The sequence below is a fragment of the Pelomonas lactea genome (genome assembly GCF_043555885.1).
Lineage (GTDB): Bacteria > Pseudomonadota > Gammaproteobacteria > Burkholderiales > Burkholderiaceae_C > Pelomonas > Pelomonas lactea.
On the sequence record NZ_JBIGHX010000010.1, the window covers coordinates 24993 to 51596 of the forward strand.

24 protein-coding genes are annotated in these 26604 nt (G+C 71.5%); 13 read left to right on the top strand and 11 right to left on the bottom strand.

The genetic code is table 11. The annotated features are described in order from the left end of the window. Positions 1–313: 313 nt before the first annotated feature. Both ACG04Q_RS22615 and ACG04Q_RS22620 read right to left on the bottom strand, forming a co-directional pair. A complete protein-coding gene (locus ACG04Q_RS22615) occupies positions 314–2824 on the bottom strand; it encodes a TonB-dependent receptor (protein ID WP_394513769.1) in 2511 nt (836 codons plus the stop codon). Between the two features lie 292 nt (positions 2825–3116). Further along, the gene (locus tag ACG04Q_RS22620) at positions 3117–4988 is read right to left on the bottom strand and encodes a phosphoenolpyruvate carboxykinase (GTP) (RefSeq protein WP_394513770.1); all 1872 of its coding nucleotides are present in this window, start codon (positions 4986–4988) and stop codon (positions 3117–3119) included. A gap of 313 nt (positions 4989–5301) precedes the next feature. Between ACG04Q_RS22620 and ACG04Q_RS22625 the strand changes: the two genes are divergently transcribed. Continuing rightward, positions 5302–5496 (top strand): hypothetical protein, encoded by a 195-nt coding sequence (locus tag ACG04Q_RS22625; RefSeq protein ID WP_394513771.1) that lies wholly within the window; start codon positions 5302–5304, stop codon positions 5494–5496. Between the two features lie 27 nt (positions 5497–5523). On the opposite strand, the gene ACG04Q_RS22630 is transcribed toward ACG04Q_RS22625, so the two are convergent. Then, positions 5524–6639, bottom strand: coding sequence for a YbdK family carboxylate-amine ligase (locus tag ACG04Q_RS22630; protein ID WP_394513772.1), 1116 nt, complete (start codon positions 6637–6639; stop codon positions 5524–5526). Further along, complete coding sequence (locus ACG04Q_RS22635) at positions 6636–7889, bottom strand: cation:proton antiporter (RefSeq protein WP_394513773.1); 1254 nt, start codon at positions 7887–7889, stop codon at positions 6636–6638. The genes ACG04Q_RS22630 and ACG04Q_RS22635 overlap by 4 nt, the downstream gene beginning before the upstream one ends. A 107-nt stretch (positions 7890–7996) precedes the next feature. Between ACG04Q_RS22635 and ACG04Q_RS22640 the strand changes: the two genes are divergently transcribed. Together ACG04Q_RS22640 and ACG04Q_RS22645 are read left to right on the top strand one after the other, a co-directional pair. Continuing rightward, positions 7997–8563 carry an MOSC domain-containing protein gene (locus ACG04Q_RS22640; protein ID WP_394513774.1) on the top strand — a complete coding sequence of 189 codons (567 nt, stop codon included), beginning with the start codon at positions 7997–7999 and terminating at the stop codon, positions 8561–8563. Then, on the top strand, positions 8560–9693 hold the full coding sequence (locus ACG04Q_RS22645) for a hypothetical protein (RefSeq protein WP_394513775.1): 1134 nt from the start codon (positions 8560–8562) through the stop codon (positions 9691–9693). Before ACG04Q_RS22640 ends, ACG04Q_RS22645 begins: the two co-directional genes overlap by 4 nt. Here the strand turns inward: ACG04Q_RS22645 and ACG04Q_RS22650 are convergent. Beyond that, positions 9690–10772 (bottom strand): alkene reductase, encoded by a 1083-nt coding sequence (locus tag ACG04Q_RS22650; RefSeq protein ID WP_394513776.1) that lies wholly within the window; start codon positions 10770–10772, stop codon positions 9690–9692. The genes ACG04Q_RS22645 and ACG04Q_RS22650 overlap by 4 nt on opposite strands. Before the next feature lie 184 nt (positions 10773–10956). Between ACG04Q_RS22650 and ACG04Q_RS22655 the strand changes: the two genes are divergently transcribed. The 4 genes from ACG04Q_RS22655 (at position 10957) to ACG04Q_RS22670 (ending at position 14444) form a co-directional block, all read left to right on the top strand. Further along, positions 10957–11811 carry a 23S rRNA (adenine(2030)-N(6))-methyltransferase RlmJ gene (locus ACG04Q_RS22655; RefSeq protein WP_394513777.1) on the top strand — a complete coding sequence of 285 codons (855 nt, stop codon included), beginning with the start codon at positions 10957–10959 and terminating at the stop codon, positions 11809–11811. 110 nt (positions 11812–11921) lie between these two features. Then, complete coding sequence (locus ACG04Q_RS22660) at positions 11922–12893, top strand: LacI family DNA-binding transcriptional regulator (RefSeq protein WP_394513778.1); 972 nt, start codon at positions 11922–11924, stop codon at positions 12891–12893. A gap of 28 nt (positions 12894–12921) precedes the next feature. After that, entirely contained in the window at positions 12922–13683 is a 762-nt protein-coding gene (locus ACG04Q_RS22665) for a UPF0149 family protein (protein WP_394513779.1), read from the top strand. Further along, a complete protein-coding gene (locus tag ACG04Q_RS22670) occupies positions 13680–14444 on the top strand; it encodes a metallophosphoesterase (protein WP_394513780.1) in 765 nt (254 codons plus the stop codon). The genes ACG04Q_RS22665 and ACG04Q_RS22670 overlap by 4 nt, the downstream gene beginning before the upstream one ends. On the opposite strand, the gene ACG04Q_RS22675 is transcribed toward ACG04Q_RS22670, so the two are convergent. Both ACG04Q_RS22675 and glpD read right to left on the bottom strand, forming a co-directional pair. Beyond that, the gene (locus ACG04Q_RS22675; protein WP_394513781.1) at positions 14422–15387 is read right to left on the bottom strand and encodes a DMT family transporter; all 966 of its coding nucleotides are present in this window, start codon (positions 15385–15387) and stop codon (positions 14422–14424) included. The two genes, ACG04Q_RS22670 and ACG04Q_RS22675, sit on opposite strands and share 23 nt — an antisense overlap. A 40-nt stretch (positions 15388–15427) precedes the next feature. Then, a complete protein-coding gene (gene glpD / locus ACG04Q_RS22680) occupies positions 15428–16903 on the bottom strand; it encodes a glycerol-3-phosphate dehydrogenase (RefSeq protein ID WP_394513782.1) in 1476 nt (491 codons plus the stop codon). Between the two features lie 26 nt (positions 16904–16929). Here glpD and glpK point away from each other — a divergent pair, with 26 nt between their 5' ends. The 4 genes from glpK to ACG04Q_RS22700 all read left to right on the top strand — a co-directional run bounded on the left by glpK (position 16930) and on the right by ACG04Q_RS22700 (position 20010). Continuing rightward, complete coding sequence (gene glpK, locus ACG04Q_RS22685) at positions 16930–18387, top strand: glycerol kinase GlpK (RefSeq protein ID WP_394513783.1); 1458 nt, start codon at positions 16930–16932, stop codon at positions 18385–18387. Positions 18388–18392: 5 nt separating this feature from the next. Continuing rightward, positions 18393–18644, top strand: coding sequence for a hypothetical protein (locus ACG04Q_RS22690; protein ID WP_394513784.1), 252 nt, complete (start codon positions 18393–18395; stop codon positions 18642–18644). Between the two features lie 80 nt (positions 18645–18724). Beyond that, positions 18725–19120, top strand: a complete 396-nt coding sequence (locus tag ACG04Q_RS22695) for a VOC family protein (protein WP_394513785.1) — start codon at positions 18725–18727, stop codon at positions 19118–19120. A 209-nt stretch (positions 19121–19329) separates the two neighbouring features. Continuing rightward, complete coding sequence (locus tag ACG04Q_RS22700; protein ID WP_394513787.1) at positions 19330–20010, top strand: helix-turn-helix transcriptional regulator; 681 nt, start codon at positions 19330–19332, stop codon at positions 20008–20010. 231 nt (positions 20011–20241) lie between these two features. On the opposite strand, the gene ACG04Q_RS22705 is transcribed toward ACG04Q_RS22700, so the two are convergent. The 4 genes from ACG04Q_RS22705 to ACG04Q_RS22720 all read right to left on the bottom strand — a co-directional run bounded on the left by ACG04Q_RS22705 (position 20242) and on the right by ACG04Q_RS22720 (position 26021). After that, positions 20242–20811 (bottom strand): glutaredoxin family protein, encoded by a 570-nt coding sequence (locus tag ACG04Q_RS22705; protein WP_394513788.1) that lies wholly within the window; start codon positions 20809–20811, stop codon positions 20242–20244. A gap of 14 nt (positions 20812–20825) precedes the next feature. Further along, on the bottom strand, positions 20826–21182 hold the full coding sequence (locus tag ACG04Q_RS22710) for a cupin domain-containing protein (protein ID WP_394513789.1): 357 nt from the start codon (positions 21180–21182) through the stop codon (positions 20826–20828). Positions 21183–21283: 101 nt separating this feature from the next. Then, on the bottom strand, positions 21284–24067 hold the full coding sequence (locus ACG04Q_RS22715; RefSeq protein ID WP_394513791.1) for a PAS domain-containing hybrid sensor histidine kinase/response regulator: 2784 nt from the start codon (positions 24065–24067) through the stop codon (positions 21284–21286). After that, entirely contained in the window at positions 24057–26021 is a 1965-nt protein-coding gene (locus tag ACG04Q_RS22720) for a ferritin-like domain-containing protein (RefSeq protein ID WP_394513792.1), read from the bottom strand. The genes ACG04Q_RS22715 and ACG04Q_RS22720 overlap by 11 nt, the downstream gene beginning before the upstream one ends. Positions 26022–26125: 104 nt before the next feature. Between ACG04Q_RS22720 and ACG04Q_RS22725 the strand changes: the two genes are divergently transcribed. Further along, on the top strand, positions 26126–26455 hold the full coding sequence (locus tag ACG04Q_RS22725; protein WP_394513794.1) for a hypothetical protein: 330 nt from the start codon (positions 26126–26128) through the stop codon (positions 26453–26455). Beyond that, positions 26452–26580: a hypothetical protein gene (locus ACG04Q_RS22730; protein WP_394513795.1), complete on the top strand. Its 129-nt coding sequence runs from the start codon at positions 26452–26454 to the stop codon at positions 26578–26580. The genes ACG04Q_RS22725 and ACG04Q_RS22730 overlap by 4 nt, the downstream gene beginning before the upstream one ends. The last annotated feature ends 24 nt before the right edge of the window (positions 26581–26604 follow it).

Genomic DNA, 26604 nt, shown 5'->3' on the forward strand with positions numbered 1-26604 from the left:
GCGGGAGGCCCATGCCGGGACGTCGCCCCGGCGGGCGACCTTCTTTTTGAGCGACCAAAAAGAAGGCAAAAAGTCGCCCCCGATCCGCCCGGCCCTTTGCTTCGCAGCGGGCAGCCCTGCGCTGCTCAGGCCTTGAGGGCCCGCGCAAAACTCGCTTCGCTACGCTGCGCTCAAACAGTTGCGCGGAGTCAGTGGTTGAAGCGTGCTGCGCACGCGCCCTCAAGGCCTTGCGCTGCTCGGCGGGCTCAAAGGGGGAGTGAATGAACAGCCGCTGCCAGGCGGCTTCCGGGCTTGGCAGCGGGTTCATGCGCACTCAGAACTGGAAGCCCACCGACAGCTCGTAGGCCCGCCCGAACAGCGGCCGTGCCAGGAATACGCCGTCCTGCCCCACGCCCTGGCCCGGCACGCGGAAGTTGCCTTCCGTCAGGCCGATCTTGTTGGTCAGGTTGGTGCCGGTCAACCGGACCTCCAGCCCGTTGTCCATCGTGAACACAGCGCCCGCGTCCACTGTCTGGTACTTCGGCAGCTTCAGCGTGTTGGTCTGGTCGGCGAAGCGCTCGCCCACGTGGCTGAAGGTCGCGAACGCGCGGAACTGGCCGAGGTCGGTCTGCGTCTGCCAGCTGGGCGTGAGGCGGGCCTGGAACTTGGGCGCACGCTCGACGCGGTTGCCGCTGTACTGCTGGAAGTCGCGGTACTTGGCGTCCTGGAAGTTGCCCGTTGCGGCGATCTCGAAGCCGTAGCCGGGGCGCAGCGCCAGCTCGAACTCCACGCCCGTGGCCTTGCTGCTGGGGCGCAGCACGACGTTGCCGGCGTTGGTGAACTGCTGCGTCTGCGAGTTGGTCAGGCGGTTCTGGTAGGCCGTCAGGAAGGCGCTGTAGAGCTTGGTGGCGGTCTTCAGGCCGATCTCGTACTGCGTGATGTCCTCGACGGAGTCGCGGCTCTCGTTGGCGCCGCGGCCGCGCAGCACGTCGAAGTCGGGCAGGCGGTGGCCCTTGTTGGCGCGCACGAAGGCGCTGAACTCGCGGCTGAACGCGTAGTTGGCGCCGGCCGTGAACGAGCTGCGGCTGAGCTTGCTGTCGATCAGCGTGTTGGTGCCGTTGAAGTAGGACAGGTTGTTGTTGTGCAGCGTGGTCGGGTCGTTGTCCAGGTCGCCGCTGCTGACGTTGGCGATGGTGCCGGTGATGCGCTGCGTCTCGCGGCGTGCGCCCAGGTCCACGCGCAGCTCCTTGTTCAGCTGCCACTCGTCGGCGATGAAGAAGGCGCGGGTGTTGCCGCTGTAGTTCGCGTCCAGGTTGAACGAGAACGGCGGCGGCACGAAGCCGTTGCGCGACACCTTGACGCCGTTGTCCAGCGCCACGTCGATGAGGCGGGCGTGCGACTGCACCGTCATCAGCTGCGCCTGGCCCAGCGTCCACTGGTCGTGCGAGCTGTAGCCGGCCAGGTACAGGCCCACGGTGAGGTTGTTGCCCGGTGCGATCTCGCGGGACAGGCGCGTCTCGTTGCTGGTCGAGCGCAGCGCCTTGTCCACCACCCACATGCCGTTGACGATGACCGGCGTGGTGCCCGCCACGGCGCCGCCGCCGTTGGTGAACGTGGCCGTGCCGGTGGTGGCCGCGCGGCCGGCCGCCGTGACGACGGCGGCGTTGCCATTGGCTGCGGCGACCTGCGATGCGATGTAGCTGGAGAGCGTCTGCGGGTTGGCGCCGGAGAACAGCGCGTAGGTGGGCGTGTCGCCGGTGGTGTGGCTGAGCTTGTTGGTCAGCGTCCAGTCGCCCAGCTTGGTGTCGAGGTTGGCGCCGTAGGTCTGCACGTCGGCGCCGCGGCCGTCGGCGAGGTCCTTGGTGACGGTGCTGCGCTGGACGGTGTTGCCCACGAGGCGGCCCGTCTCCAGCACGATGTTGCGCAGCTCGTTGCCGTAGAAGTAGTCCTTGCTGGCGTTGAAGCCGGGGTAGCTGGACACGCTCTTGCCGTCGGCGCCGCCCACCACCGGGATGGCCGTGAAGAACGCGTTGCGGTCGCGCAGCGCGCGGGCGTAGAGCTGCAGGCTGCCGTTGTCCAGCTTGCGGCTCAGCACGAGGCTGGCCTGGCCGCCGTCGTCGGCCGGGAACTGCGTGTCGCGCACGCCGTCGCTCTGGCGCCAGAAGCCGCCCACCATGACGTTCCAGTCGCCGCCGAGCTTGCCGGCATAGACGCCGTCGATGCGCTTGAGGTTGCCGGTGCCGGTGGTGATGCGCAGGCCGGCCTCTGGGGTGCGGCCGTCCTTCTGGATGAAGTTGACCGTCACGCCCGGCTGGCCGCTGCCGAACACGGGGCTGGGGCCGCCGCGCAGCACTTCCATGCGCTCGATGGTGTCGTCCAGGCGGAACAGCTGCGAGTGCTCGAAGAAGCTCAGCGTGGGCAGGTGGTACAGCGGCGCGCCGTTGAGCTGGAACGTGGAGTAGGGGCCGTCACCGGGTGTCGGGAAGCCGCGCACGCGGATGTTGGCGCCGGCCTGGCCGCCGGAGGTCTCGACAAAGATGCCGGGCACGGTCTTCAGGATGTCGGCCGTGCTCGTGGGTGCGGCGGCCTTGATCTGCTCTTCGGTGGCGGTGGTGATGGAGAAGCCGGCTTCCAGCTTGCGCACGCCTTCGCGGCGCGCCGTGCCGGTGACGACGACGGCTTCGAGTTCCTTGACCTCGGGAGAAGGTTCGGCGGCCTTCGCGGCGGGGGCGGCTGGGGCGGGCTGTTGGGCCAGTGCGGCGCCGCACAGCACGGCAGCGGCGAGCGCGATCAGCTGGGGACGAAAGCGGATGCCGGCGCGCGGCGCGGCGAGGGAGGTGGGCATGGATGTCTCCGGTGGTTGTTGTCGTGGCAGCGCTGAACCCGTCCGCTCGCAGGCGGCGGCGCGTCCGGCGCGTCCCATCCCAAAAGCCGGCGCGGCCGTCACCGACTTTCGATGGGGCGAACTTTGCGGGCAAATGTTATCGATGTCATTTGGGTAAACACCAGTGTGGTGAACGACTGACATCGATGACATCGATTGCGGTCCAAGTGACAGCGCTGGCCGGTGGTGGCGGCCCGCCGCGCCGCCAGCAAAAAGGGCGCCCGAAGGCGCCCTTGGAGGGGGAGCTGCAGCGTCAGCCGAGCTGGGCCAGGCGCGCCTCGATCTGGGCCTTGGTGGCCGGCAGCGCGGCCGGCAGGTGGTGGGCCAGCTGCGCGAACAGCTCGTCGTGCAGCTTCATCTCGGCCTGCCACTCGGCGGCGTCGATGCGCGTGACGGCCTCGAACTGGGCCGGCGTGAAGTCCAGCCCTTGCCAGTTCAGGTCGTCATAGCCCGGCGTCACGCCGAACACGTGCTCCTGGCCGCCGCCGGTGCCTTCCAGGCGGTCCAGCATCCACTTCAGCACGCGCATGTTCTCGCCGTAGCCGGGCCAGACGAACTTGCCGTCCGCGCCCTTGCGGAACCAGTTGACGCAGTAGATGGCCGGCAGCTTGGCGCCCGAGGCTTCGAGCTTGGCGCCCAGGTCCAGCCAGTGCTGGAAGTAGTCGCTCATGTTGTAGCCCATGAAGGGCAGCATCGCGAACGGGTCGCGGCGCACCACGCCCTGCTGGCCGGCGGCAGCGGCGGTGGTCTCGCTGCCCATCGTGGCGGCCATGTAGACGCCCTCGGTCCAGTTGCGCGCCTCGGTCACCAGCGGCACGGTCGTCGAGCGGCGGCCGCCGAAGATGAACGCGTCGATGGCCACGCCGGCGGGGTTGTCCCAGTTCTCGTCGAGCGCGGGGTTGTTGGTGGCGGCCACCGTGAAGCGGGCGTTGGGGTGCGCGGCCTTGGCGCCGGTCTCCTTGGCGATGGCCGGCGTCCAGTCCTTGCCCTGCCAGTCGATGCAGTGGGCCGGCGGCGTGTCGGTCATGCCTTCCCACCAGACGTCGCCGTCATCGGTCAGCGCCACGTTCGTGAAGATCACGTCGCGCTGCAGGCTGGCCATGCAGTTCGGGTTGGTGTGCGAGTTGGTGCCCGGCGCCACGCCGAAGTAACCCGCCTCGGGGTTGATAGCGTACAGGCGGCCGTCGGCGCCCGGCTTGATCCAGGCGATGTCGTCGCCGATGGTCGTGATCTTCCAGCCGTTGAACGCCGCCGGCGGGATCAGCATCGCGAAGTTGGTCTTGCCGCAGGCGCTGGGGAAGGCGGCGGCGACGTGCGATTTCTTGCCCGACGGGCTTTCCACGCCCAGCACCAGCATGTGCTCGGCGAGCCAGCCCTGGTCGCGGCCCATCGTCGACGCGATGCGCAGCGCGAAGCACTTCTTGCCCAGCAGCGCGTTGCCGCCGTAGCCCGAGCCGTAGCTCCAGATCTCGCGCGTCTCGGGGTAGTGGACGATGTACTTGGTCTTGTTGCAGGGCCAGGACACGTCGGCCTGGCCGGCTTCCAGCGGCGCGCCCACGGTGTGCACGCAGGGCACGAAGTCGCCATCGGTGCCGAGCAGCTCGATGACGGCGCGGCCCATGCGCGTCATCGTGCGCATGTTGACGGCCACGTAGGGGCTGTCGCTGAGCTCCACGCCGATGTGGGCGATGGGGCTGCCCAGCGGGCCCATGCTGAACGGCACGACGTACAGCGTGCGGCCCTTCATGCAGCCCTTGAACAGCGCGTTCTCGCCGGTCTGCAGCAGCGCGCGCATCTCGGCCGGAGCCATCCAGTTGTTGGTGGGGCCGGCGTCTTCCTTCTTCTCGGAGCAGATGAAGGTGCGGTCTTCCACGCGGGCGACGTCGCTGGGGTCGGAGTTGGCCAGGTAGCTGCCGGGGCGCAGCGCGGGGTTCAGCTTCTTGAACGTGCCGGCGGCCACCAGCTGCTCGCACAGGCGCTGGTACTCGTCTGTGCTGCCGTCGCACCAGTAGACGTCGGTGGCCTCGGTCAGCGCCGCGATCTCGGCCACCCAGGCGATGAGCCGGGCGTTCTTGACGTAGGCGGGCAGGTTCAGGCGCAGGCCCTGCATCACGGGTTGGTTCATGGGAAAAGCTCCGATCATGGGGATGTGTTTGGGGCAGCTGTCGGAGCTGGCCCAAGCACACCTGGCCTGGGCCGGGATTGTGGAATCCAATGTAATCACGTCGTAACCACCGAGACGGGTGGGGCCATGCAAAACCGGAATAACTCCATGCTGGCGGGAGATTGCGCTCACGCATGTCGCGAACAGAGGCTGGTGGTGCGGCGAAATTCGGTGAAACAAGGCGTGGTCTTGCCTTGGCCGCTCAGTCGTCCTACAACGTTGCCGTGGCCCGCCGTGCAGGATGGCTTGGCGACCACGCCCGGAGGACGCGACCATGACCCACAGCTTTCATTGGTCCCGACTGGCTGAGATTGATGAGGCAGCGCCCGTCGAGCCGGTGTCGTTCCCGACCCGCTCCGAGGTGGTGGCCCTCAGGCGCAACCTGAAGCGTTTGCGCAGTCTGCTCACCACGCCGCTCGGCTTCGCCGCGCCGGCACTGAAGCCTCGCGGGAAGGGCGACTCTCCCTAGCGCCCGCTCGGCAGCAGGCGCGGTTTCCTAGCCGTGCCAGCGCTTCGTCGCGCGGCGCACCACCTCGGGCAGCAGGTGGGTCTCTTCCTCGATGCGGCGCAGCCAGGCGGCGTCGTTGCCGACGCCGTCGATCTCGCGGCGGAGGTACTGCAGCGCCGCCTCGGCCCGCAGGTCGCCGGCGTGCGTGTCCAGCTTGCCGAGCACGCTGATGAGATCGTCGCGCAGCACGCGGTGCTCGCCGGTCTCGGGGTCGACGAAGGTGCCGTCCAGCCCGAAACGGCAGGCCTGGAAGCGGTTGAAGGTGTAGGGCAGGTAGTCGTCCTCGCTGAGCGTGAACGGCTTCTGCACGGTGATCCAGCGCGCCAGGCACTGGATGAAGCCGGCGATGGCGGCTGCCTTCTCGATGGTCAGCGGCGTGTCCAGCACGCGGACCTCGATGGTGCCGAACTCGGGCTTGGGGCGGATGTCCCAGTAGAAGTCCTTCATGCCGGCGACCACGCCGGTGCGGGTCATCTTGGTGAAGTAGGTCTCGAAGTCATCCCAGGTCTGCACGAACGGCGCGCGGCCGGACAGCGGGAACGCGAACACCGAGTTCAGCCGTGCGGAGTCGAAGCCGGTGTCCTCTCCCTGCACGAACGGCGACGACGCGGCCAGCGCGATCAGGTGCGGGATGAAGCGGCTCATGCCATGCAGCAGCACGAGCGCCTCGTCGGCGCTGGGGCAGCCGATGTGCACGTGCTGGCCGAAGATGGTGAACTGCTTGGACAAGTAGCCGTACAGAGAGCTCAGCTCGTGAAAGCGCGGCGTCTCGAAGATGCGCTGGCGCTTCCAGTGCTGGAAGGGGTGGGTGCCGCCGCCGCACAGGCTCACGTCGAGTTGCTCGGCACAGTCCACCAGCGCGTCGCGGATCTGCCCCAGCTCCGACAGCACCTGGCTGAAACCCGTGCACACGCCGGTCGACAGCTCGATCATGCTGCTGGTGATTTCCGGCGTCACATTGCCGGGGAGGCTGTGCTTCTTGACGAGGCGCAGCAGGTCACCCGACACGGGCGCAAGGTCGTAGTCGTCGTTGGCGACGATCTGCAGCTCCAGCTCGACGCCCAGCGTCAGCGGTTGTGATGTGGAGAAAACGCCGAGACTCATTCGCCCGCCTCCTTCTTCTTCTGCCGGGCGCGCCGCGGCGCGGGCGGCAGCTCGCCGGCCAACCGCAGCGCAAACTGCACGGCGATGGGACCGACCAGCTCCAGCACCGCGATGCTGGCCAGGATGATGGGCACCGCGCCGGCGGCCAGCTCGGGCTCGGCGCGCATCAGCTCGCTGAGCATGACCAGCGCCGTGGCCGACAGTGGCGTCATCGTGATGGCCAGCGAAAGGCCTTGCCGCCACGTGGACCTGGCCGCCGGCGCCAGCGCGATGATGGTGAGCGCCTTGGCCAGGAAGCGCGCCGCCATCAGTGCCAGCGCCGCGAAGCCGCCGGCCACCAGCACCGAGGGCGACCAGGCCGAGCCGACGATGACGAACAGCATCAGCACCAGCGCGCCGCCCGATGTGCCGAAATGGCGCGGCCACACCCATGGCCGCTCGCTGGTGTTGCGCAGCAGCAGGCCGGCCAGCAGCGGCATCAGCAGCGTTGACACGCCGATGGACCGCGCGGCGACCACGGCAAACGCGACGAGACCGAACAGCAGCAGCGCCGCGCTCTCGTTGCGCAAATCCAGCCGGCGCGCGGCCAGGTAGACGGCACCGGCCAGCAGCGCGGCCACGCCCAGCGTCGTCAGCAGCGAGATGGCCAGGCCGGCCAGCGCCTGTGGCAGGCTGCCGCCGTCGTCAGCGGCCCACCAGGTGCGCATCAGTGTCAGCGCGACGACGGCGTAGCCCGTGTTCAGCGCCGTCAGCAGCTGGGCGCGTTGCGTGACCTGGCCTTCGGCGCCCAGCTCCAGGGACACCCGGCCGGACACGGCGGCGGGCGCCGGCATGGCCAGGATGGCGCAGGCGATGGCCGTCTGCCAGCCAACGTCGAAAAAGCGCAGCACGACCGCCACCGCGACGGCGCTGAGCAGCGACTCGGCCAGGCTGGTGGCCAGCAGGCCCGGGTTGCGGCGCAGCCAGCGCAGGTTCACGCGGCTGCCGATCTCGAACAGCAGCAGGCCCAGCGCCAGGTCTGTCACCGTCTGCGCCGCGCCGTTCAGCGGCATTGCCACGCCGTGGCCGAAGGCCGCCGCGAGGCAGCCTGCCAGCGTGTAGCCCACCACGCGCGGCAGGCGCGTCGTGGCCGCAATGAACTCACCGGCCAGCGCACCGGCCAGCAGCACGCCGACGACGAACATCAGCTCGCTGGACGGCGTGACGGCCAGGCCCGCCCACACCCTGGCGCCGCTGTCGAGTGCAGTCATGCGCTCTCCCTTCAAAAACAACCGGTGCAGCCTAGATGCCGGGGGTGACCTTCCTTGTAGGCGAAGGCGCCGAAATGACTCACCCGCCGTCTCGGACAATGCGCGCCATGCAGCTCCTCAGCGTCAACACCGCCCGCGTCGAGCATTTCGTCGCGACCAACGGCGAGCGTCTCGATTCCGCCATCCGCAAGCGCCCGCGCGAGGGTCGCATCGCCGTCGGGCCGCTGGGCCTCGCCGGCGACGAGCAGGCCGACCCCAGCGTGCACGGCGGCCTCAGCAAGGCCGTCTATGCCTACCCACAGGAGCACTACGCCGTCTGGGCCGCGATGCGCCAGCAGGCCCAGGTAGCCGGTGACCTGCCGCCCGGCAGCCTGGGTGAGAACCTCACGCTGCAAGGTCTGCTGGAGACGCGCGCGTGGATCGGCGACGTGCTGCGCTTTCCGGACTGCGAGCTGGTCGTGTCCGAGCCGCGCCAGCCCTGCTTCAAGCTGGCCGCCCACCTGGGCTTCGCGCATGCCGTGAAGATGATGGCGCAGAGCGGCTACTGCGGCTTCTACCTGGCCGTGAAGCGCGAGGGCACGATCGCCGCGGGCGAGGCCTTCGAGCTGGTGCCGGGGCCGCGCGAGGTGGGCATCGCCGAGCTCTTCAAAGCAAAAATGCGCAGGAAGGCATGACGCGCCGCCGCGCGCTGCTGGCCGCCGCGGGGCTGCTGCCGTTCGCGGCGCATGCCGGCCCGACGCTGAAGGTCGGGCCGCGCCAGGCCGTCAAGTCGCTGGCCGCCGCCGCGCGGCAGGCGAAGGACGGCACGCTGGTGGAGGTGGAGGCGGGCGACTACATCGCTGACGTGGCCGCCTGGCCCCAGCACGACCTGACCCTGCGCGCCGTGGGTGGCCGCGTGCGTGTCATCGCAGCGGGAGCGCACGTGCAGGGCAAGGGTCTGTTCGTGACGACCGGCCAGCGCCAGCGCATCGAGGGCTTCGATTTCATCGGCTGCTCGGTGCCCGACCGCAACGGCGCCGGCATCCGCCTGGAGGCGGGCTCGCTGACGCTGGTGGACTGCGGCTTCCGCGACAACGAGAACGGCCTGCTGACGGCCAACGACGAGCGCATCACGCTGGACCTCGTGGACTGCGAGTTCGGCCCCATCCCGTGGCGCGACGGCAAGACGCACAACCTCTACGTCGGCGCCATCGGCCGGCTGGCCATGGCCGGCTGCTACGTACACGGCGGCATGCTGGGCCACCTGCTGAAGAGCCGTGCGGCCGTCAACCACATCCTCTACAACCGCCTCACCGACGAGATCGGCGGCCGCGCCAGCTACGAGCTGGAGTTCCCCAACGGCGGCGTTGCGGTCGTCATGGGCAACCTGTTGATGCAGAGCTCGACCACCGAGAACCCGCACGTCATCTCGTTCGGCGCCGAGGGTGGCTCATGGATCAAGCAGGCGCTCTATCTTGTCCACAACACGCTGGTGGATCAGCGGCCCGGCGGCGGCATCTGGCTGCGCGTGTCGCCGCGCGAGGCGGCCGTGGTGCTCGCCAACAACCTGCTGGTGGGCGCACCGCAGCTCGCGGCCGACGGCCACTGGACGCGCCGCGCCAACCACCGCGCGGACTGGCACGAGTTCGTGCAGGCCCAGCGCGAGGACTTCCGCCTCAAGCCCGGGTCGTCGCTGCGCGGCAAGGCACAGGATGCGGGCGAGGGCGGCGGCCTGAAGCTCACGCCGACACGCGAGTACCGCCACCCGCACACCACCGTGGCGCTGGCCGGGCCGGCCAGGCACCCGGGCGCGTTCCAGAGTTAGGCCGCCTTGGCCATCGGGTAGTCCGTGTAGCCCTCGGCACCGCCGCCGTAGAAGGTTTCCTTCTGCGGTGCGGCCCAGGGCAGGTCGTTGCGGATGCGCTCGACGAGGTCGGGGTTGCTGATGAACGGCCGGCCGATGGCCACCGCGTCGGCCCGGTTGCTGGCCACGGCGTCCAGCGCCATCGCGCGGTCGTAGCCGTTGTTGGCGATGTAGGGGCCCATGAAGCGGCGGCGCAGCTCGGCGTAGTCGAACGGCGCGTGGTCACGCGGGCCGCCGGTGGCGCCTTCCACCACCTCCAGGAAGGCCAGCTTCAGCGGCGCCAGCTGCTCGGCCACGTAGTTGAAAAGGGCCTGCGGGTTGCTGTCCTGCCCGATGTCGTTGGCCGGCGTGACAGGCGACAGCCGCAGCGACGTGCGTCCCGGGCCGATGGCGTGGGCCACGGCGGTCATCACCTCGACCAGCAGCCGCGCGCGGTTCTCGATGGAGCCGCCGTACTCGTCGTTGCGGTCGTTCGCGCTGTCGCGCAGGAACTGCTCCAGCAGGTAGCCGTTGGCCGCGTGGACCTCCACGCCGTCGAAGCCCGCGGCGATGGCGTTCTTCGCCGCCTGCACATAGTCGGCGATCAGCTGCGGGATCTCGTCGGTGCGCAGCGCGCGCGGCTCGGCCGTGGGCACCAGCTCGCCGTGGGCGGCGTAGGTGCGCGTCTTGGCGGCGCGGTTCGTCGACGACACCGGCGCCTGGCCGCCCGGCTGCAGGCTGTTCACGGAAATGCGGCCCACATGCCACAGCTGCACGACGATCTTGCCGCCCTCGGCGTGCACGGCGTCGGTGACCTGCTTCCAGGCCGCGACCTGCTCGGGCGTGTGGATGCCGGGCGTGTCGAAATAGCCCTGGCCGTCGGGGCGGATCTGCGTGGCCTCGGTGATCAGCAGGCCGGCGCTGGCGCGCTGGCGGTAGTACTCGACGGTCAGTGCGTGGGGCGTCTGCTTCGGCGAGCGGTTGCGCGTCAGCGGCGCCATGACGATGCGGTTGGCGAGCTCGATGTCGCCGAGACGGACGGGGTCGAAAAGGGTAGTCATGGTCGTGAAATGGGGACGAATCGAACGGGCGCAAGTCTGGCGCCGGCCCGCTTTCCCCGTCTCCGCGGGGTTGATGCGTGATGTGTTAGCGACAATCAGGGGATGAACCGACCCCCACGCTCGCTCCGCTCACTGCCCCCCGAGGGGGCGCGTCAGTGCCTACGGGCGGCCGGGCGCCACTGACATGCTCGCCTACCGCCACGCCTTCCATGCCGGCAACCATGCCGACGTCCTCAAGCACCTGGTGCTGACCCGCGTGCTGCGCTACATGGGGGAGAAGGACAAGCCCTACACCCTCATCGACACGCATGCCGGCGCCGGGGGCTACTCCGTCGAGGGCCGCTACGCGCAGAAGAATGCCGAGTACGGCACCGGCGTCTCGCGCCTGTACGACGCCACCGACCTGCCCGCGCCGCTGGCCGACTACATGGACCTGGTGCGCGCCTTCAACCCCGACGGCCAGCTGCGCCAGTATCCGGGTTCGCCGGCCATCGCCAACATGCTGCTGCGCGAGACCGACCGGCTGCGCGTCTACGAGCTGCACTCCACCGACCACCGCATCCTCGCCAGCTACCTGGAGGGCCGCGCCAACACGCAGGTCAGCGACCGGGACGGCTTCGGCGCCATCAAGGCCGAGCTGCCATCGCCCACGCGCCGCGCGGCGCTGCTGATGGACCCGTCCTACGAGATCAAGACCGACTACGGCAAGGTGCTGTCGGCGCTGCGCGAGGCGCTGGAGCGCGCAGCCGACACCGTCGTCATGGTCTGGTACCCGCAGCTGCAGCTGCTGGAGTCCACCCAGCTCGCGCAGCGCCTGAAGGCCAGCGCCGACGCCGCCGCCAAGAAAGGCTGGCTGCACGTGCGCCTGACCGTCACGCAGGCCGACGCCAAGGGCTTCGGCATGATGGGCAGCGGCATGTTCGTCGCCAACCCGCCGTTCACGCTGCACGACGAGCTGGCCGAATGCCTGCCGCTGCTCGTCGAGCGGCTGGGGCAGTACGACGGCGCGAACTACGTGCTGGAACAGAAAGCGGTTTGAGGGTGGAGGCCAAGCCGAAGTCGGGCCGCGCGCCGGGCCGCTCCCAAGCCGGCCCGCATCCCCTCGGGGGATCGACCGACGCACTCGTCGGTCGAGGGGCTGCAGTCACGATGGAGCAGATCGCCGCCCTCGCCGGCGTCTCCACCATCACGGTCTCGCGCGCGCTGCGTGACAGCCCGTCGGTGACGCCCGCCACGCGCGAGCGCATCAAGACGCTGGCCGAGGCCGCCGGCTACCGCTTCAACCACCATGCCCGCAACCTGCGGCTGCGGCGCAGCCACATGGTGGCCGTCATGCTGGAGATGCAGCCCGATACCGACCGCCCCATGACCGACGCCTACCCGCTGCAGCTGCTGGGTGGCATCACGCAGGAGCTGACGTCGCGCGGCTACAGCGTGCTGCTGTCGGCCATGCAGAGCCCCGGCCAGGGCATGGCCGCGTCGGCGGATGGCCTCATCCTGCTGGGCCAGGGCGCCAACGGCTCGGCGGTCAAGTCGGCCGCGGCCATGGGGTTGCCGCTGGTGGTGTGGGGCGCCGAGCACGGCCGGGGCGACGCGGTCGTCGTCGGCGGTGACAACGCGCATGGCGGCGCCTGCGCGGCCGATCGGCTCATCGCGCTGGGTCGGCGCGAGCTGCTGTTCCTGGGCGATGTGCGCCACGCCGAGATCCGCGACCGCCAGCAGGGCTTCGCCCGCGCGCTGAAGAAGGCCGGCCTGAAGGCGCAGACGCTGACGCCCGCGGCATTCACCTTCGGCGCCGGCTTCACGGCCGTGCAGGCGCACCTCGCGAACCTGGGCCGGGGCGGCAGGGTGCCCGACGGCCTGTTCGCCGCCAGCGACCTGCTGGCCATGGGTGCGGTGCGCGCGTTCACCGACGCCGGCCTGGCCGTGCCGGCGCAGGTCTCCGTCATCGGCTACGACGACTCGCCCGCCGCGCAGAGTTTTGCGCCGCCGCTGACCAGCGTGCGCCAGGACTGGCACCACGGCGGCGTGCTGCTGGCGCGCAAGGTGCTCGATCTGATCGGTGGCCAGGACGCGGCCAGCGAGATCATGCCGACCGAGCTGGTGGTTCGCTCGACCTGAGGCGGAAGCTGGGCCGACAATGCCCGCCATGAGCACCCAAGACCTGACCGACGCCGAGTTCGCCGAACTCGACGAACTCCTCGCCGCCACGCCCGAGCCGCTGCAGCCGCTGGACGCCTCCATGCTGGACGGCTACCTGTGCGGCGTCATCGTGCAGCCGCGCCTCATCGAGACGGACGAGTGGCTGCCCAACATCTTCGACTACGACGGTGGCCTGCTGCCCGACAGCGTGGACGCCGCCTGGCTGGACCGCCTGACCCAGCTCGTCGAGCGCCGCCATGCCGCGCTGAACAAGAGCCTGGTGGAAGACGGCTGGTTCGACCCCGTCATCCTGGAGGTCGACGAGGAGCAGCAGCCCGAGCCGCTGCCGGAGGACGCCACCGACGAGGAGAAGTCCGCCCGCGCCAGCTACGACGAGCTGGGCCCCCTGTCGCGGGCGCTGATGCCCTGGGTGGCCGGCTTCCAGCATGCGGCGCTGTGCTTCCCCGAGCTGGCGGACATGCCCAACGACGACGTGGCCGCCGCGATGGCTCGGCTGTACCGCCACCTGCCGGCCGAGACGGCCGAGGAGAAGGAAGTCGTCGCCACGCTGAACCGCGAGCATCCGCTCAAGGACCTGGACGACGCCATCGAGGAGCTGGTCGTCACGGTGGCCGACCTGGCCGACCTGACCGAAGCCGAGCGCTACCGCGTCGAGACCATCCGGCGTGACACGCCCAAGGTCGGTCGCAACGATCCCTGCCCGTGCGGCTCGGGCCGCAAGTACAAGCAGTGCCACGGTAGCAATTGAAGCTACAGCTGCTCTCGGACCTCCACCTCGAAACGGAGAGCTACCAGCCGGCGCCCGCCCCGGGCGCCGAGCTGTTGATCCTGGCCGGTGACATTGACACCACGTGGCGCAGCTACGCGCTGTTCCGCGGCTGGCCCGTGCCGGTGTTGGTGGTGCCCGGCAACCATGAGGTCGACGGCCGCGACGTGGACGATGCCCGCGAGGCGCTGCGGGCCCACGTCGAAGCGCTGGGCCTGCGCATGCTGGACGATGGCGCCGTCGTCATCGCCGATGCCCAGGGCCGGCGCGTGCGCTTCGTCGGCTGCACGCGCTGGTGCGACTTCGACGCCTTCGGCCCTGCAGGCCGCGAGCGCGCGATGCGGGCCGGCGGCTACTTCCAGAAGGTCATGCAGGCCACGCGGCACGGCGAGCCGTTCGGCGTGGACGCCGTGCGCGCACTGGCGCTGGAAAGCCGCGCCTGGCTGGCCGGCGAGCTGGCGCGCACGGGAGACTGGGACGCGACGGTCGTCATCACGCACTTCGCGCCCAGCCTGAAGAGCGCCGACCCGCGCTACGGCCGCCAGCCCGGCACGGCCAGCTTCTGCAACGACGACGAAGACCTGCTGCCCGGCGCGCAGCTGTGGCTGCACGGCCACCTGCACTGCCGGCACGACTACCGGCTGGGCGATACGCGCATCGTCAGCAACGCACGGGGCCATTTCCGCCGTGGTGAAGCCGACGGCTTCGACGGCCAGCGCGTCATTGAGGTCTTTGCGGCTTGATGCGCAGCGCCCACGCCACGCCGGCCACCAGCAGCACCACACCCGCCACCGTGGCCGGCGGCGGCGTGCGCTGGTTCCACGCGAACGCGTAGGCCAGCGCGGCCAGCGTCTCGAACACGATCAGCTGGCCCGACAGCGACGTCGGCAGCCGCTGGCTGGCCTCGTTCCAGCACAGCGTGCCCAGCCACGACGAGCACAGCCCGATGGCGGCCATCAGGCCCACGTAGGCCCAGGGCCGCTCGCCGAACGGCAGGACAAAGTCCGCCGGCACCAGCGTGCCGGGGGCGGCCAGCATCACCAGGCCCAGCAGCACGGCGCCCATGAGTGCCATCGGCAGCGTCACCAGTCCCTGCGCCGTGGCCCAGGCGCGCGGCGAGCGGTCGGCATGCGCGCGCAGCCAGTCGGCATTGCGAATGGGGTACCAGGTCCAGCAGGCCACCGCCGCGATCGCCAGCAGTGCGCCCTCCGCGTAGCGGCGCGGGTCGCCAGCCTGCGCCTGCAGGTGCTGCAGCTCGTCGCGGTTGACGAGGGCCAGGCCCGCGGCGATCAGCGCCAGCGACGGCGCCAGCCTGGCCCAAGGCAGGTGGCCGTCGCGCACACGGTTGCGGTGGTTGGCGCACACCGCGATGACGACCGGCAGCGTGCCGATGATCATCGTCGGCAGCGGCGCGCCGGCGCGCTGGATGGCGGCCGACAGGCACAGGTAGTACAGGAAATTGCCGACGAGGCTGAGCTTGGCGGCCTCCCGCCAGTCGCCGGGCTGCAGCTCGCGCAGCGCGCGGCGATCCAGCAGCAGCGCCAGTGGCAGCGCGATGAGGCCGAAGGCCAGGTAGCGGCCCACGGTCAGCAGCGCCGGCGCATAGCCGGGCAGCATGACGGGAGCGACGAACACCAGGCCCCACATCAGGCCGGCGGCCAGGGCGAACAACAGACCGAGGAGCATGGCCGGCATCATCGGCCATGCCAGGCGCTGGCGCGGTCGCCTACGCGAACCAGGCGGCCACGGCGTCGCGCTGCTCGGGCGTGTAGTGCAGGCCCAGCTTGCTGCGCCGCCACAGCACGTCGTCGGCGCTGCGCGCCCATTCGGCGTCCGCCAGATGGCGCAGTTCGGACTCGAACAGCCCCGGCGCCACCTCGGCGCCCGGTGCCGTCAGCAGCGCCGCGGCGTCGCTGCCGTAGGCGCGGGCCAGGCGCGCGACCGTGGCCAGCGGCCGGCCGGTGTGCCGGGCCTGCAGCTCGGCCGTGAAGGCCGCAATGTCCACGCCGTGCCGGCCGAGGTCGCCGCCGGGCAGCCGGGTGCCGGCCGTCCAGGGCCGGCGCGGGTCGCCCAGCATCGCGCCCAGCTGCGTGGCGCCGTCCTCGGCCAGCTTGCGGTAGGTCGTCAGCTTGCCGCCCCAGACGTTCAGCAGCGGTGCGCCACCGTCGGTGTCGGCCTCCAGCAGGTAGTCGCGCGTCACCGATGACGCCGAGCCGCCTTCGTCCAGCAGCGGGCGCACGCCGGCATAGGTCCAGCGCACGTCGGCCGGCGTCACGGGCCGCGCGAGGTAGCGGCTGGCCTGCTCGCACAGGTAGTCGGTCTCGTCCTGCGCGATCTGCGCGCGCGACGGCGGTTCCTCGTGCTCCGGCAGCTCCACGTCCGTCGTGCCGATCAGCGTGAAGCGGCCCTCGTAGGGAATGGCGAACAGGATGCGGCCGTCGGCGTTCTGGAAGATGTAGGCGTGGTCGTGCGTGAAGCGCTGGTCCACGACGATGTGGCTGCCCTTCACGAGGCGCAGGCCGCGTGCCGGCAGTGGCCGGCCGTCGGCACCCTGCGTGTGGTCGCGCAGGAAGCGTTCGGCCCACGGCCCGGCGGCGTTGACGAGGGCGCGGCTGCGCAGCGAACGGCCGTTCTGCAGCGCGACCTGCCAGTGGTCTGCCAGGCGCCGGGCCTCGGTCACGGCGCAGCGCGTCAGCACCTCGGCGCCGCGGGTCTGCGCATCGCGCGCGTTCAGCACGACGAGGCGGGCGTCGTCCACCCAGCCGTCGGAGTAGACGAAGCCACGCGTGAACTCGGGCTTGAGCGGCGCGCCGTAGGCGCTGCCCGCCAGCTTCAGCCCGTGCGAGCCAGGCAGCAGCTCGCGCCTGGCGAGGTGGTCGTACAGGAACAGCCCGAGGCGGATCATCCAGGCCGGCCGCAGGTGCGGCGCATGCGGCAGCACGAAGCGCAGCGGCTGGATCAGGTGCGGCGCGCTGCGCAGCAGCACCTCGCGCTCGCGCAGCGCCTTGGCGACCAGCGCGAATTCATAGGTCTCCAGGTAGCGCAGCCCGCCGTGCACGAGCTTGGTGGACGCCGACGACGTGTGCTGCGCCAGGTCCTCGCGTTCGGCCAGCAGCACGCGCCAGCCGCGTCCGGCCAGGTCGCGTGCCATGCCTGCGCCGTTGATGCCGCCTCCGACGACCACCACGTCAAAATCGTTCATGCAACGACTCTAAGTGAATGACAGTCATGGATGCACTGCTGGCGCTGGATCAGGGAACGTCTAGTTCGCGCGCTCTAGTCTTCGACCGTTCTGGCCGGCTGCTGGCCGCCGCGCAGCGCGAGCTGACGCAGCACTTCCCGCAGCCGGGCTGGGTGGAGCACGACGCCGCCGAGATCTGGGAGGGCCAGCTGGCCTGTGCCCGCGAGGCCATCGCCAAGGCCGGTGTGAAGCCGGCCGCCATCGGCATCACCAACCAGCGCGAGACCGTCGTGCTGTGGGACCGCCGCACCGGCCAGCCGCTGCACAAGGCGCTGGTGTGGCAGGACCGCCGCACGGCGGAGTTCTGCGAAGACCTGAAGCGCCAGGGCCTGGAGCCGCGCATCCGCGCGCTGACCGGCCTGGTGCTGGACCCGTACTTCTCCGCCACCAAGTTGCGCTGGCTGCTGGACCACGTCGACGGCGCCCGTGCGCGCGCCGAGCGCGGCGAGCTGGCCTTCGGCACCGTGGACAGCTGGCTGCTGTGGAAGCTCACCGATGGCCAGGTCCACGCCACCGACGCCAGCAACGCGTCGCGCACGCTGCTGTTCGACATCCACCGCGGCGACTGGAGCGACGAGCTGCTGGGCATCTTCGGCATCCCGCGCGCGCTGCTGCCCGAGGTGCGGCCGTCGGCGGGCGCGTTCGGCACGGCGGCCGAGTTCGGCGCGCCCATTGCCGGCATCGCGGGTGACCAGCAGGCCGCGCTGTTCGGCCAGGCCGCGCTCGCGCCGGGCCAGGCCAAGAACACCTACGGCACCGGCTGCTTCCTGCTGATGCACACCGGCGCGCAGGCGCGCAGCTCGGCCCATGGCCTCATCACCACGCGCGCGGCGCAGGTGGGCGCGGTGCCGCAGTTCGCGCTGGAGGGCAGCGTGTTCGTCGGCGGCGCGGTCGTGCAGTGGCTGCGCGACGGGCTCGGGCTGATCCGCAGCAGCGCCGAGGTGCAGGCGCTGGCCGAGAGCGTGCCCGACAGCGGCGGTGTCACGCTGGTACCGGCCTTCGCCGGGTTGGGCGCGCCGCACTGGCGGGCCGACGCGCGCGGCGCCCTCGTGGGCCTGACGCGCGGCAGCACCCGCGGCCACATCGCCCGCGCGGCCGTGGAGAGCATCGCCTTCCAGAGCGCCGAGCTGCTGCAGGCCATGCAGAACGACGGTGCCGCGCTGACCGAGCTGCGCGTGGACGGCGGCGCCAGCGCCAACGACCTGCTGATGCAGTTCCAGGCCGACCTGCTGGGCCTCCCGGTGCTGCGGCCGAAGGTCATCGAGACGACGGCGCTGGGCGCGGCGCTGCTGGCCGGCATCGGCGCGGGTGTCTACGGCTCGCCCGAGGAGGTCGGGTCCATCTGGCAGCTGGACCGCGCGTTCGAGCCGCGCATGTCGCGCGACGAGGCCGGCGCGCGGCTCGCGCAGTGGGACCGGGCGGTGCGGCAGGTGCTGGCGGAGTGACGGCGATGCGACGTGACGCGAAGTTGTTTGGCGGCCTGGCCCTGGCGTTGGGCTTGGCGGGCGTGCTGGCCGGGGTGAGCCTGCTCGTGGGCGCTGGCGTGCAGCCCGAGGGCAGCAGCTGCAAGGCGGTGTGCGGGCTGGCCATGCTGGCGACGGAGTTGCTCGGCGACGCCGCGGGCGCCTGGGTCGGCGGCCTGCTGTGGATGGCCGTTGGCAGCGCGTGCTGCTGGGTGGGCTATCGCGTGCTCAAGGACTGACGCCACCGACCTGCTGACACGCGCTGGCAGCCGGCCCGGCGAGCATGCGGGCCTTGCCAGTCCCTCCGCCAGGAACCCCCATGAACTTCGCCTACACCCTCGTCTACGTGGCCGACGTCGCCGCCTCGCTGGCCTTCTTCGAGCGGGCCTTCGGACTGCCGACGCGCTTCCTGCACGAGAGCGGCGCCTACGGCGAGGTGGACACCGGTGCCGGCGGCACCACGTTGGCCTTCGTGGACCACGCGACCGCGCGCGACAGCGTGCAGCACGACTACGTGGCCGCCGATGCGAGCGCGAAGCCGCTGGGCATGGAGATTGGCTTCACCGTCGCCGACGTGCCGGCCGCCTTCGAGCGCGCCGTGGCCGCCGGCGCGACGGCGCTGGCCGCGCCCGTCACCAAGCCCTGGGGCCAGACCGTGGCCTATGTGCGCTGCCCGGACGGCACGCTGGTGGAGCTCTGCACGGTCATGGGCTGAGCGTTCCCCGCCTTGGGGCGCAGCGCCTGGGCCACGAACAGCTGGCCCGGTGCGAACCAGGCCTGTGAGGCGCTGATAGCGCCCAGTGAAACCACATCGACCCGCTGCGTGCCGCGGGCGTGGGAGGAGGCGTAGATGGCCATGATGCTCGTTGTCGTTGACCCATGCCTTCTGCAAGGGGCATGCCCGCTGCCCTACAGTGCCTGCCCATGCGACGCGCCGACCGCCTCTTCCAGATCGTCCAGCTCATCCGCGGCCGCCGCCTCACGACGGCGGACTACCTCGCCCAGCGGCTGGAGGTGTCCATGCGCACCGTCTACCGCGACATCGCGGCGCTGGCCCAGCAGGGCGTGCCCATCGAGGGCGAGGCGGGCGTGGGCTACCGCATGCGGGCGGGCTTCGACCTGCCGCCGCTGATGTTCAGCAAGCAGGAGGCGCAGGCGCTGGTGGCCACCGTGCGCATGGCCGAGTCGCGGCTGGACGCGGCGCTGGCCCGCCAGGCCGAGAACGCGCTCTCCAAGATCCTCGCCGTGCTGCCGCTGGACGCCCGCGCCGCGGCCGAGAGCCTGGCCTTGTACGCGCCGCTGCCGGCCCTGGACCCGGCCACCAGCGCCCACCTGACCGCGCTGCGCGAGGCCACCGAAGCCAGGCGCAAGCTCAGGCTGGGCTACCTGGACCTGGGCGGCGTGAAGAGCGAGCGTGTCGTGCGCCCGCTGGCCTGCCTGTTCTGGGGGCCGGTGTGGACGCTGGCCGCCTGGTGCGAGCTGCGCCAGGATTTCCGCAGCTTCCGCGTCGATCGCATCGAGACGCTGGACGTGCTGGACGAGAGCTTCCGCGACGAACCCGGCAAGACGCTGGCGGACATGAACCGGCAGCGGGAGGACTGTTGACCCTTCGCCTGGGCCCGCGCCGCTGAACGCGGGCTGGTCCAGTCGGTCTTGCAGACCGCGCTGCGGCGGCGCCGCAGCTCTTCGGCAGGCACATCGCGCCCACTGGGCGCAATGTGTCCGGCCTCAGCCCCCGAGGGGACGGCGATGCGTGCGGCATTGAGCCGCACGCACATCGCCCTGGCGGGCCGGCTTGGGAGCGGCCCGGCGCTCGGCCCGAAATACGGGGGCTCTTCAAGCCTTCAGTGCCTTGATCAGCTCGTCGCTGTCGAAGCCGTCCTTCATGTGGTGGGCGCCGCGCGGGCCGCGCACGACGAGGTAGGGCGTGCCGGTGGCTCCCAGGGCGCGGAACTCGTCCACGCAGCGGGCCTCGCGGCTCATGTTGCACTCGGTGAACGCGAAGCCGTGCTCGCTCAGCCAGGAGCGGGTCTGCGTGCAGTAGCCGCACTCGCTGGTGGAGTACATGACGATCTGCTCCGCGCGCACGGTGGCCGCCAGCCGCTGCACGGCGGCGTTGTCCATGTCGCCGCTGCCCAGCAGCGCGCCGAGGTCGCGCTTGTGCAGCTGCGCGTGATGCCCCCACCACAGGCCGGCGATGACGGCCACCACCGTCAGCAGCGCACGCCACGGCAGGCCGTTGCTGGCGGCGGCGGTGCGCGTCGTGCTGCCGGTGCGGGCCGTAGTGCGCGGCTCGGTGGCCAGGCCGGCCTTGGCGTAGGCCACGCCGCAGGCCGGGCATTGCCAGGCGGGGGCCTGCGTGTCGGCGGGGCGCATCGCGCGGCACTTGGGGCAGACGGTGGTCATCGGCGGGAATCCTTTCAGGCGGCGGTATCCACCAGCACGAACTGTTTGCGCACCGGCGTCACGACCTCGAACTCGCCCTCGAAGCCGGGCGGGATGACGCCGCCCTGGCCGGGGCCGATGTCGGTGGCGCCCTGCGGGCCGTGCAGCCGCACCTGGCCGCTGAGCACGTGGAAGTACTCCTGCCGCGTGGCGGGGAACACGATGCGCCAGCGGCCCGGTTCGCATGCCCACACGCCGGCCGTGACCGGGCCGGCCTCGTGCAGCACCCAGGTCTGGCGCAGCGGGTTGCCGGCGACGAGCCGGTCGGGGCGCGGGCGGTCCAGCGCGGGGGCGAGGGCGTCGGTGCGGTCGAGGAGGACGATGGGCAGCATGCGGGGCGCATTCTGCGGGCACCCGCCGGGCTGCCAATCACCTGTTCAAGGGTGAATAAGGCCCCTGGGACCACCGAGCGTGGCGATGCGCCGGGCGCCCCTCACGGCCGCCCCAGCACCCGGATGACCTCCGCCTCGGCCACCGGCTTGGCGATGAAGCCGTTCATGCCCGCGGCCAGCGCGGCCTGGCGCTCCTGGTCCAGCACGGCGGCGGTGAAGGCGTGGATGGGCAGGCTGGCCGTGGCGGGGTCGGCACGCAGCAGCGCCGTGGCCTCCAGGCCGTCGACCTTGGGCATGTGCAGGTCCATCAGCACGCCGTCCAGCCGGCCGGCCTGGGCGCGGGCCAGCGCGATGGCCTGCTCGCCGTCCTCCGCCTCGATGACCTCGGCACCCAGCCGCTGCAGCAGTGCCGCGATGATGAGGCGGTTGACCGGGTTGTCCTCGGCCACGAGCAGACGCTGGCCGGCCAGCGGGTGGCGCTGCGGGATGGGGATGCGCCGGCGTGTGGCGGTGTCGTCGATGGTGAGGCTGGTGGGCAGGCTGAGGTTGGCCCAGAACGTGGAGCCGTGGCGGCCGTCGCTGTCCACGCCGACGTGGCCCCCCATGCGCGCGGCCAGCTCGCGGCAGATGGACAGGCCCAGGCCCGTGCCGCCGAAGCGCCGCGTCGTCGAGTCGTCGGCCTGCGCGAACGGGCGGAAGAGGCGCGCCTGCTGGTCGGGCGGCACGCCGATGCCGCTGTCCTGCACCGACAGCCGCACGCGGTCCGGCCCGGCCGGCGCGAGGTTGAGCCGGATGTGGCCGCGCTCGGTGAACTTGAGCGCATTGACGAGGAAGTTGGCGAGGATCTGGCGCACGCGCATCGGGTCGCCGATGACCAGCCGCGGCAGCTCGGGCGACAGGTCCAGCTGCATGTCCAGCCCGCGCTCGCGGCCCAGCGCGGCGCAGCCCTCGAAGCTGGCCCGGGCCAGCGCGTGCAGGTCAAACTCGATCTTCTCCAGCTCCAGGTGGCCGGCCTCGATCTTGGACAGGTCCAGCACGTTGGAGACGATCTCGTTGAGCGACTCGGCGGCGGCGACGAGGTGCGAGAGGTATTTGTCGCGGTGGATGTCGTCGGGCGTGCCCTGCTGCAGCAACCGGGCCAGGCCCAGCACGCCGTTGAGCGGTGTGCGGATCTCGTGGCTCATGGTCGCCAGGAAGGCGCTCTTGGCGTGGCTGGCGGTTTCGGCCTGCTGCTTGGCGGCCTGCAGCTCGCGCTGCTGGCGGCGGTGCTCGGTGATGTCCTCGGCCACCCACAGCGTGGCGTGCTCGGCGTCGGTCTCCTGGCGGCCCGACAGCGCGGGCAGGCGGCGCGCGTTCAGCCGCACGGTGATGCGCCGGCCGTCGGGGCGCAGGTAGTCGCACTCGAAGGCCTGCTCGGCGTCGGCGCCTTCCGGCAGGCCGGGCTGGCCTTCGGCGGGCAGCGGCTCGGCGCCGCCGAAGATCTGCTGCCAGTGCCGGTTGACGCGCTCGAAGTGGCCGCCGCGTGTCATCGCGATGCCGACGCTGGCGTGGTCCAGGATGGCGTCGGCCTCGATGCGTGCGCGCTCGCGCTCGGTGATGTCGCGCGCGATGAGCATGGTGGCGGGCTCGCCGTCCCAGTCCAGCGACGCGGCGGAGACGAGCAGGTCGCGCCACTGGCCGTGCACGAGGATGGCGGAGCGGAAGTCGCGTGCGATGCCGGTGGTGGCCAGTTCCTCGGCCAGGCGGCGCGGCTCCTTGCTGTCGGGCCACAGGCCCAGCTCGCGGCCCGAGCGGCCGATGAGTTCGTCGCGGTGGCGTCCCACCAGCGTGCAGAAGCCGGAGTTGGCGAAGCGGATGCGGCCGTCCTCGATGCGGGCCACGCAGATGGCGTCGGGGCTGGCGCGCAGCAGGCGGTCCAGCATGTCGGCGGTGCGCTGATGCTGCTGCAGCGTGAGCCGCTCGCCGGTGATGTTGTGGCTGACGCCGCGCCAGCCCACGTGCCTGCCGCCGGCGTCGAACACGGGCTCGCCGGAGCTCAGCGTCCACAGCAGCCGGCCGTCGGGCGTGCGGAAGCCGTTGATGCGGTCGCGGTAGGCGCGCTTGGCGCGGATGTCCTCCAGCAGCGCGTGATAGTCGGCGTCGCGCACGAGCATGGCGCCGCCCACCTGGCCCATCTTCAGGAAGTCCTCGCGCTTGTGGCCCGACAGCGGCTCGAACTCGTCGGACAGCGACGTGACGCGGAAGTTCGCGTCCGCCTCCCAGGCCCAGTTGTGCGCGGCCTGCACCAGCCGGGCCAGGCGAGCCTCCTCGGCGATGGCGCGTGCCAGGGCTGCACCGAGGATGCGGTTGAGCAGCAGCGCCGACGCCAGGCCGCCGACGGCGATGAGCACATGGGCGATGACGCGGTCCATCAGCTGGGGCAGCACCGGGGCCTTCAGCCCCGGCAGCAGGCCCTGGAACTCCATCGTGGCCAGGCCCGAGATGGCAGCCAGGTAGACCAGCGTCAGCGTGACCGCCGCGCGGTTGCCCGCCACGCCGCCGGCCAGCGCGATCAGCAGTGCGCCGGCGGCCAGGATCAGCGTGTGAACGCCCAGGCCGATGTGGGCGGCGTGCAGCACCAGGCTGACGAGCGTGCCGGTCAGCACCAGCGTCGTCGCCAGCCGCGGCCGCGCGGCGCGGTACAGCAGCGCCGCCACCCCGCCCGTGGCCAGCAGCGCCAGGCCCACCAGCACCCGCTGGCTGCCCCAGGGCGCGCGCAGCTTGAGCAGCGCCTCGGCGGTGCCGATGCAGGCCGCCACGGTGCCGACGATGATGACGATCCAGATCAGCGTGCGCGCCGCCAGGCGCTGCAGCGCGTCGCGGGTTTCGCTGTGCTCAGGGGGCAACAAAGCCATTGCTTGCGTGGGTTCCGTCGCAGAAGGGTTTGGTGGCGCTGCCGCCGCAGCGGCACAGCCGCGCCTGCGCGACGCGGCAGACCATGCGGCCCGTGCCGCTGACCACCTCGACGGGGCCGCGCAGCTGCAGCGGGCCGTTGGGCTCGGGCTCGATGGCTATGCGGCCGTTGCGGACGGCCGGCATGTCGGTGGGCAGGCCCAGCAGGCCGGTGGCAGGCTCGCCGGTGGCGGTGAAGGGGATGTCGTGGTGGCTGCCGTCGCAGAACGGCTTGTTCCTGCTGGCGCCGCAGCGGCACAGCGTGGCGCGCGTGCCCAGCGGCGCGCCGCGCAGGCGCAGGTCGCCGCGGAGGCCGTAGGGGCCGGCCTCGCGCACCTGCAGCAGGTTCACGGGCGGCGGGGCCTCGTCGGGCTGGCCGTCCTTGCGGCGCACCTGGATGGCGCCGGAGGGGCAGGCATGGGCGATGTCGACGAGGCGCTCGACGGGCATCGCGTCCGGGTACAGCCAGGCGCCCGGCGTGTTGGCCAGGAAGACCTTGGGCGCGCCCGTCACGCACAGCCGCGCGTGGATGCAGCGCCTGGCCTCGAAGCGCAGCTCCACATCCCGGCCCTGCACGATCTCGACGCCGTCCACCGCCTCGGCGGGCGGCGGCGGGGTGGCGACGTTCGGTGCCGGTGCGGTGGTGACCGGAGCGGCCAGGTCCAGCCCGCGCTCGGCGCGCTCGCTCAGCGCCTGCAGCTGTGCCGCGGCGCGGCCGGTGCGCTCGGCGCCCAGCGCGGCGTGCAGCGCGGCGGCCGTGCCGGCCAGCTGGGCCAGGCGCTCCCGCACGAAGCGGCGCGCCGCGGGGCCGGGGGGCATGGCGGCCGTGTCACGCAGCGCCGTGAAGCTGGCGCCGGCGTGGCAGCCGGGGTGGCTGGGGCCGGCCGGCAGCCGCGCCGCGTGCTCGGCCAGCGGCGTGAACGCGCGCATCAGCCCGATGGCCAGGTCCACGTGCAGGCTCTTCTCGGCCGACGGGCCGGGCAGCAGGTAGGCCTGGGCTAGCAGGCGCAGCATCAGCTGGTAGCTGGCGTTGGCCAGGTCCACGGTGCCGGCGGCGACGGGGTTCTCCAGCCAGACCCGGCCCTCCGGCCGCGGCGGGCGGCGCAGCACGGGGTTGGTGGCGGCCGGCCAGGCGGGCTCGAACGTCGCGTTGGCGGCGCGCAGTGCGGCCAGCTCGGCGCGGATGGCGGCGAAGCGGTGGTAGTGCGAGGTCTCGCTGTCGCTGGGCGCGCCCTCGCCCTGGCGCACGATGGCGTCGAACGCGGCCAGCGCCGTCTTGGAGCACAGCACGGGCCGGGCGCCGCCCAGCGTCAACTCGGTGGGGCCCAGCTGCAGCGTGCGGTCGCCGCAGAAGCTGCCGGCCTCGCCGTGCTCGGCGACGAAGGCCTGCAGGTCGGCCGCCAGCGTGCCGTAGAAATGACCCACGGTGTCGTAGTCGCGCGCCATGGGCGTCACGCGCGGGGCATCGGTGCCGCGCGTGAACAGCCGCTCGGCGGCGAAGCCGTCGCCATCGGCCTCGGGGCTGCCCTCGGGCCGTTCCAGGTAGATGAAGTGCTGCAGCGTCGCGTCGCTGAAGGGTGCCAGCTTGACGACCACGCGGGCCGGCAGGTAGCCGGGGTCCAGCGGGAAGTTGCCGCGCCCGATGCGGGGCGCGCCGCCCAGCGCGGCGGTGATGTTCCACACGGCGACGAGGTGGCCCATCTCCTCGACGGCCACCGCGATGATCTCGCGCCGCCAGCGCGCCACGGCCTCGGCTTCCTGCGGCTGCAGGCCCTCGGCCTCACCCTGCTTCAGGCTGAAGGCCGCGTAGAGGTAGGTGCACATCAGGTTGTGCTCCAGCTCGGCGGCCTCGTACAGGCTGTGCAGCAGTTGCTCGCGGCTGGGCGCGGCGGTGGGTGAGCTGGTCATGGGGATTGCCTCCTCCGGCAGGCAGCGCGAAACCTTAGCACGCGGTCACCGGCGCATTGACCCGGGTCAACCTGCGGAAGGCGGCGGCGCCTACCATCCGCGGCATGCGCAGGTGGTGGGCCGTGTTCGTCGTGTTGCTGGGATGCCTGGGGGTCGTCGGGCAGGCCACCGCGAGCGTGGCGGCCGGGTACAGCGACTGCTGCCTGCAGGGGTGCAAGGGCATGGTGCAGTGCGCCAGCGCGAGTTGCCAGGCCTGCGCCGCGCCGCAGCCGGCGCCGCCGGCCGGCCAGCCGCTCCCGCCGGGGCTGGACGAACTCGCATGGCCCGAGGCGGACGTGCCCTTCGATGCCGGCCCTCGCCGTGAGCCGTGGAAGCCGCCCGACCCGCTGGATGTCAGCCACGCAAGCTTCATCAACTTTGAAAGGACACCATGACATCCAAGCTCATCAAGGCCGTTGCGGCCCTCTCCCTGCTGGGCGGCTCTGCCGCGGCGCTGGCCGCGCACGCCTGCTGCGGCGACATCGCCTGCTGCGTGCAGCAGCTGCTGTGCTGCCTGTAAGGCCTCAGTGACCTGAGACCGGGG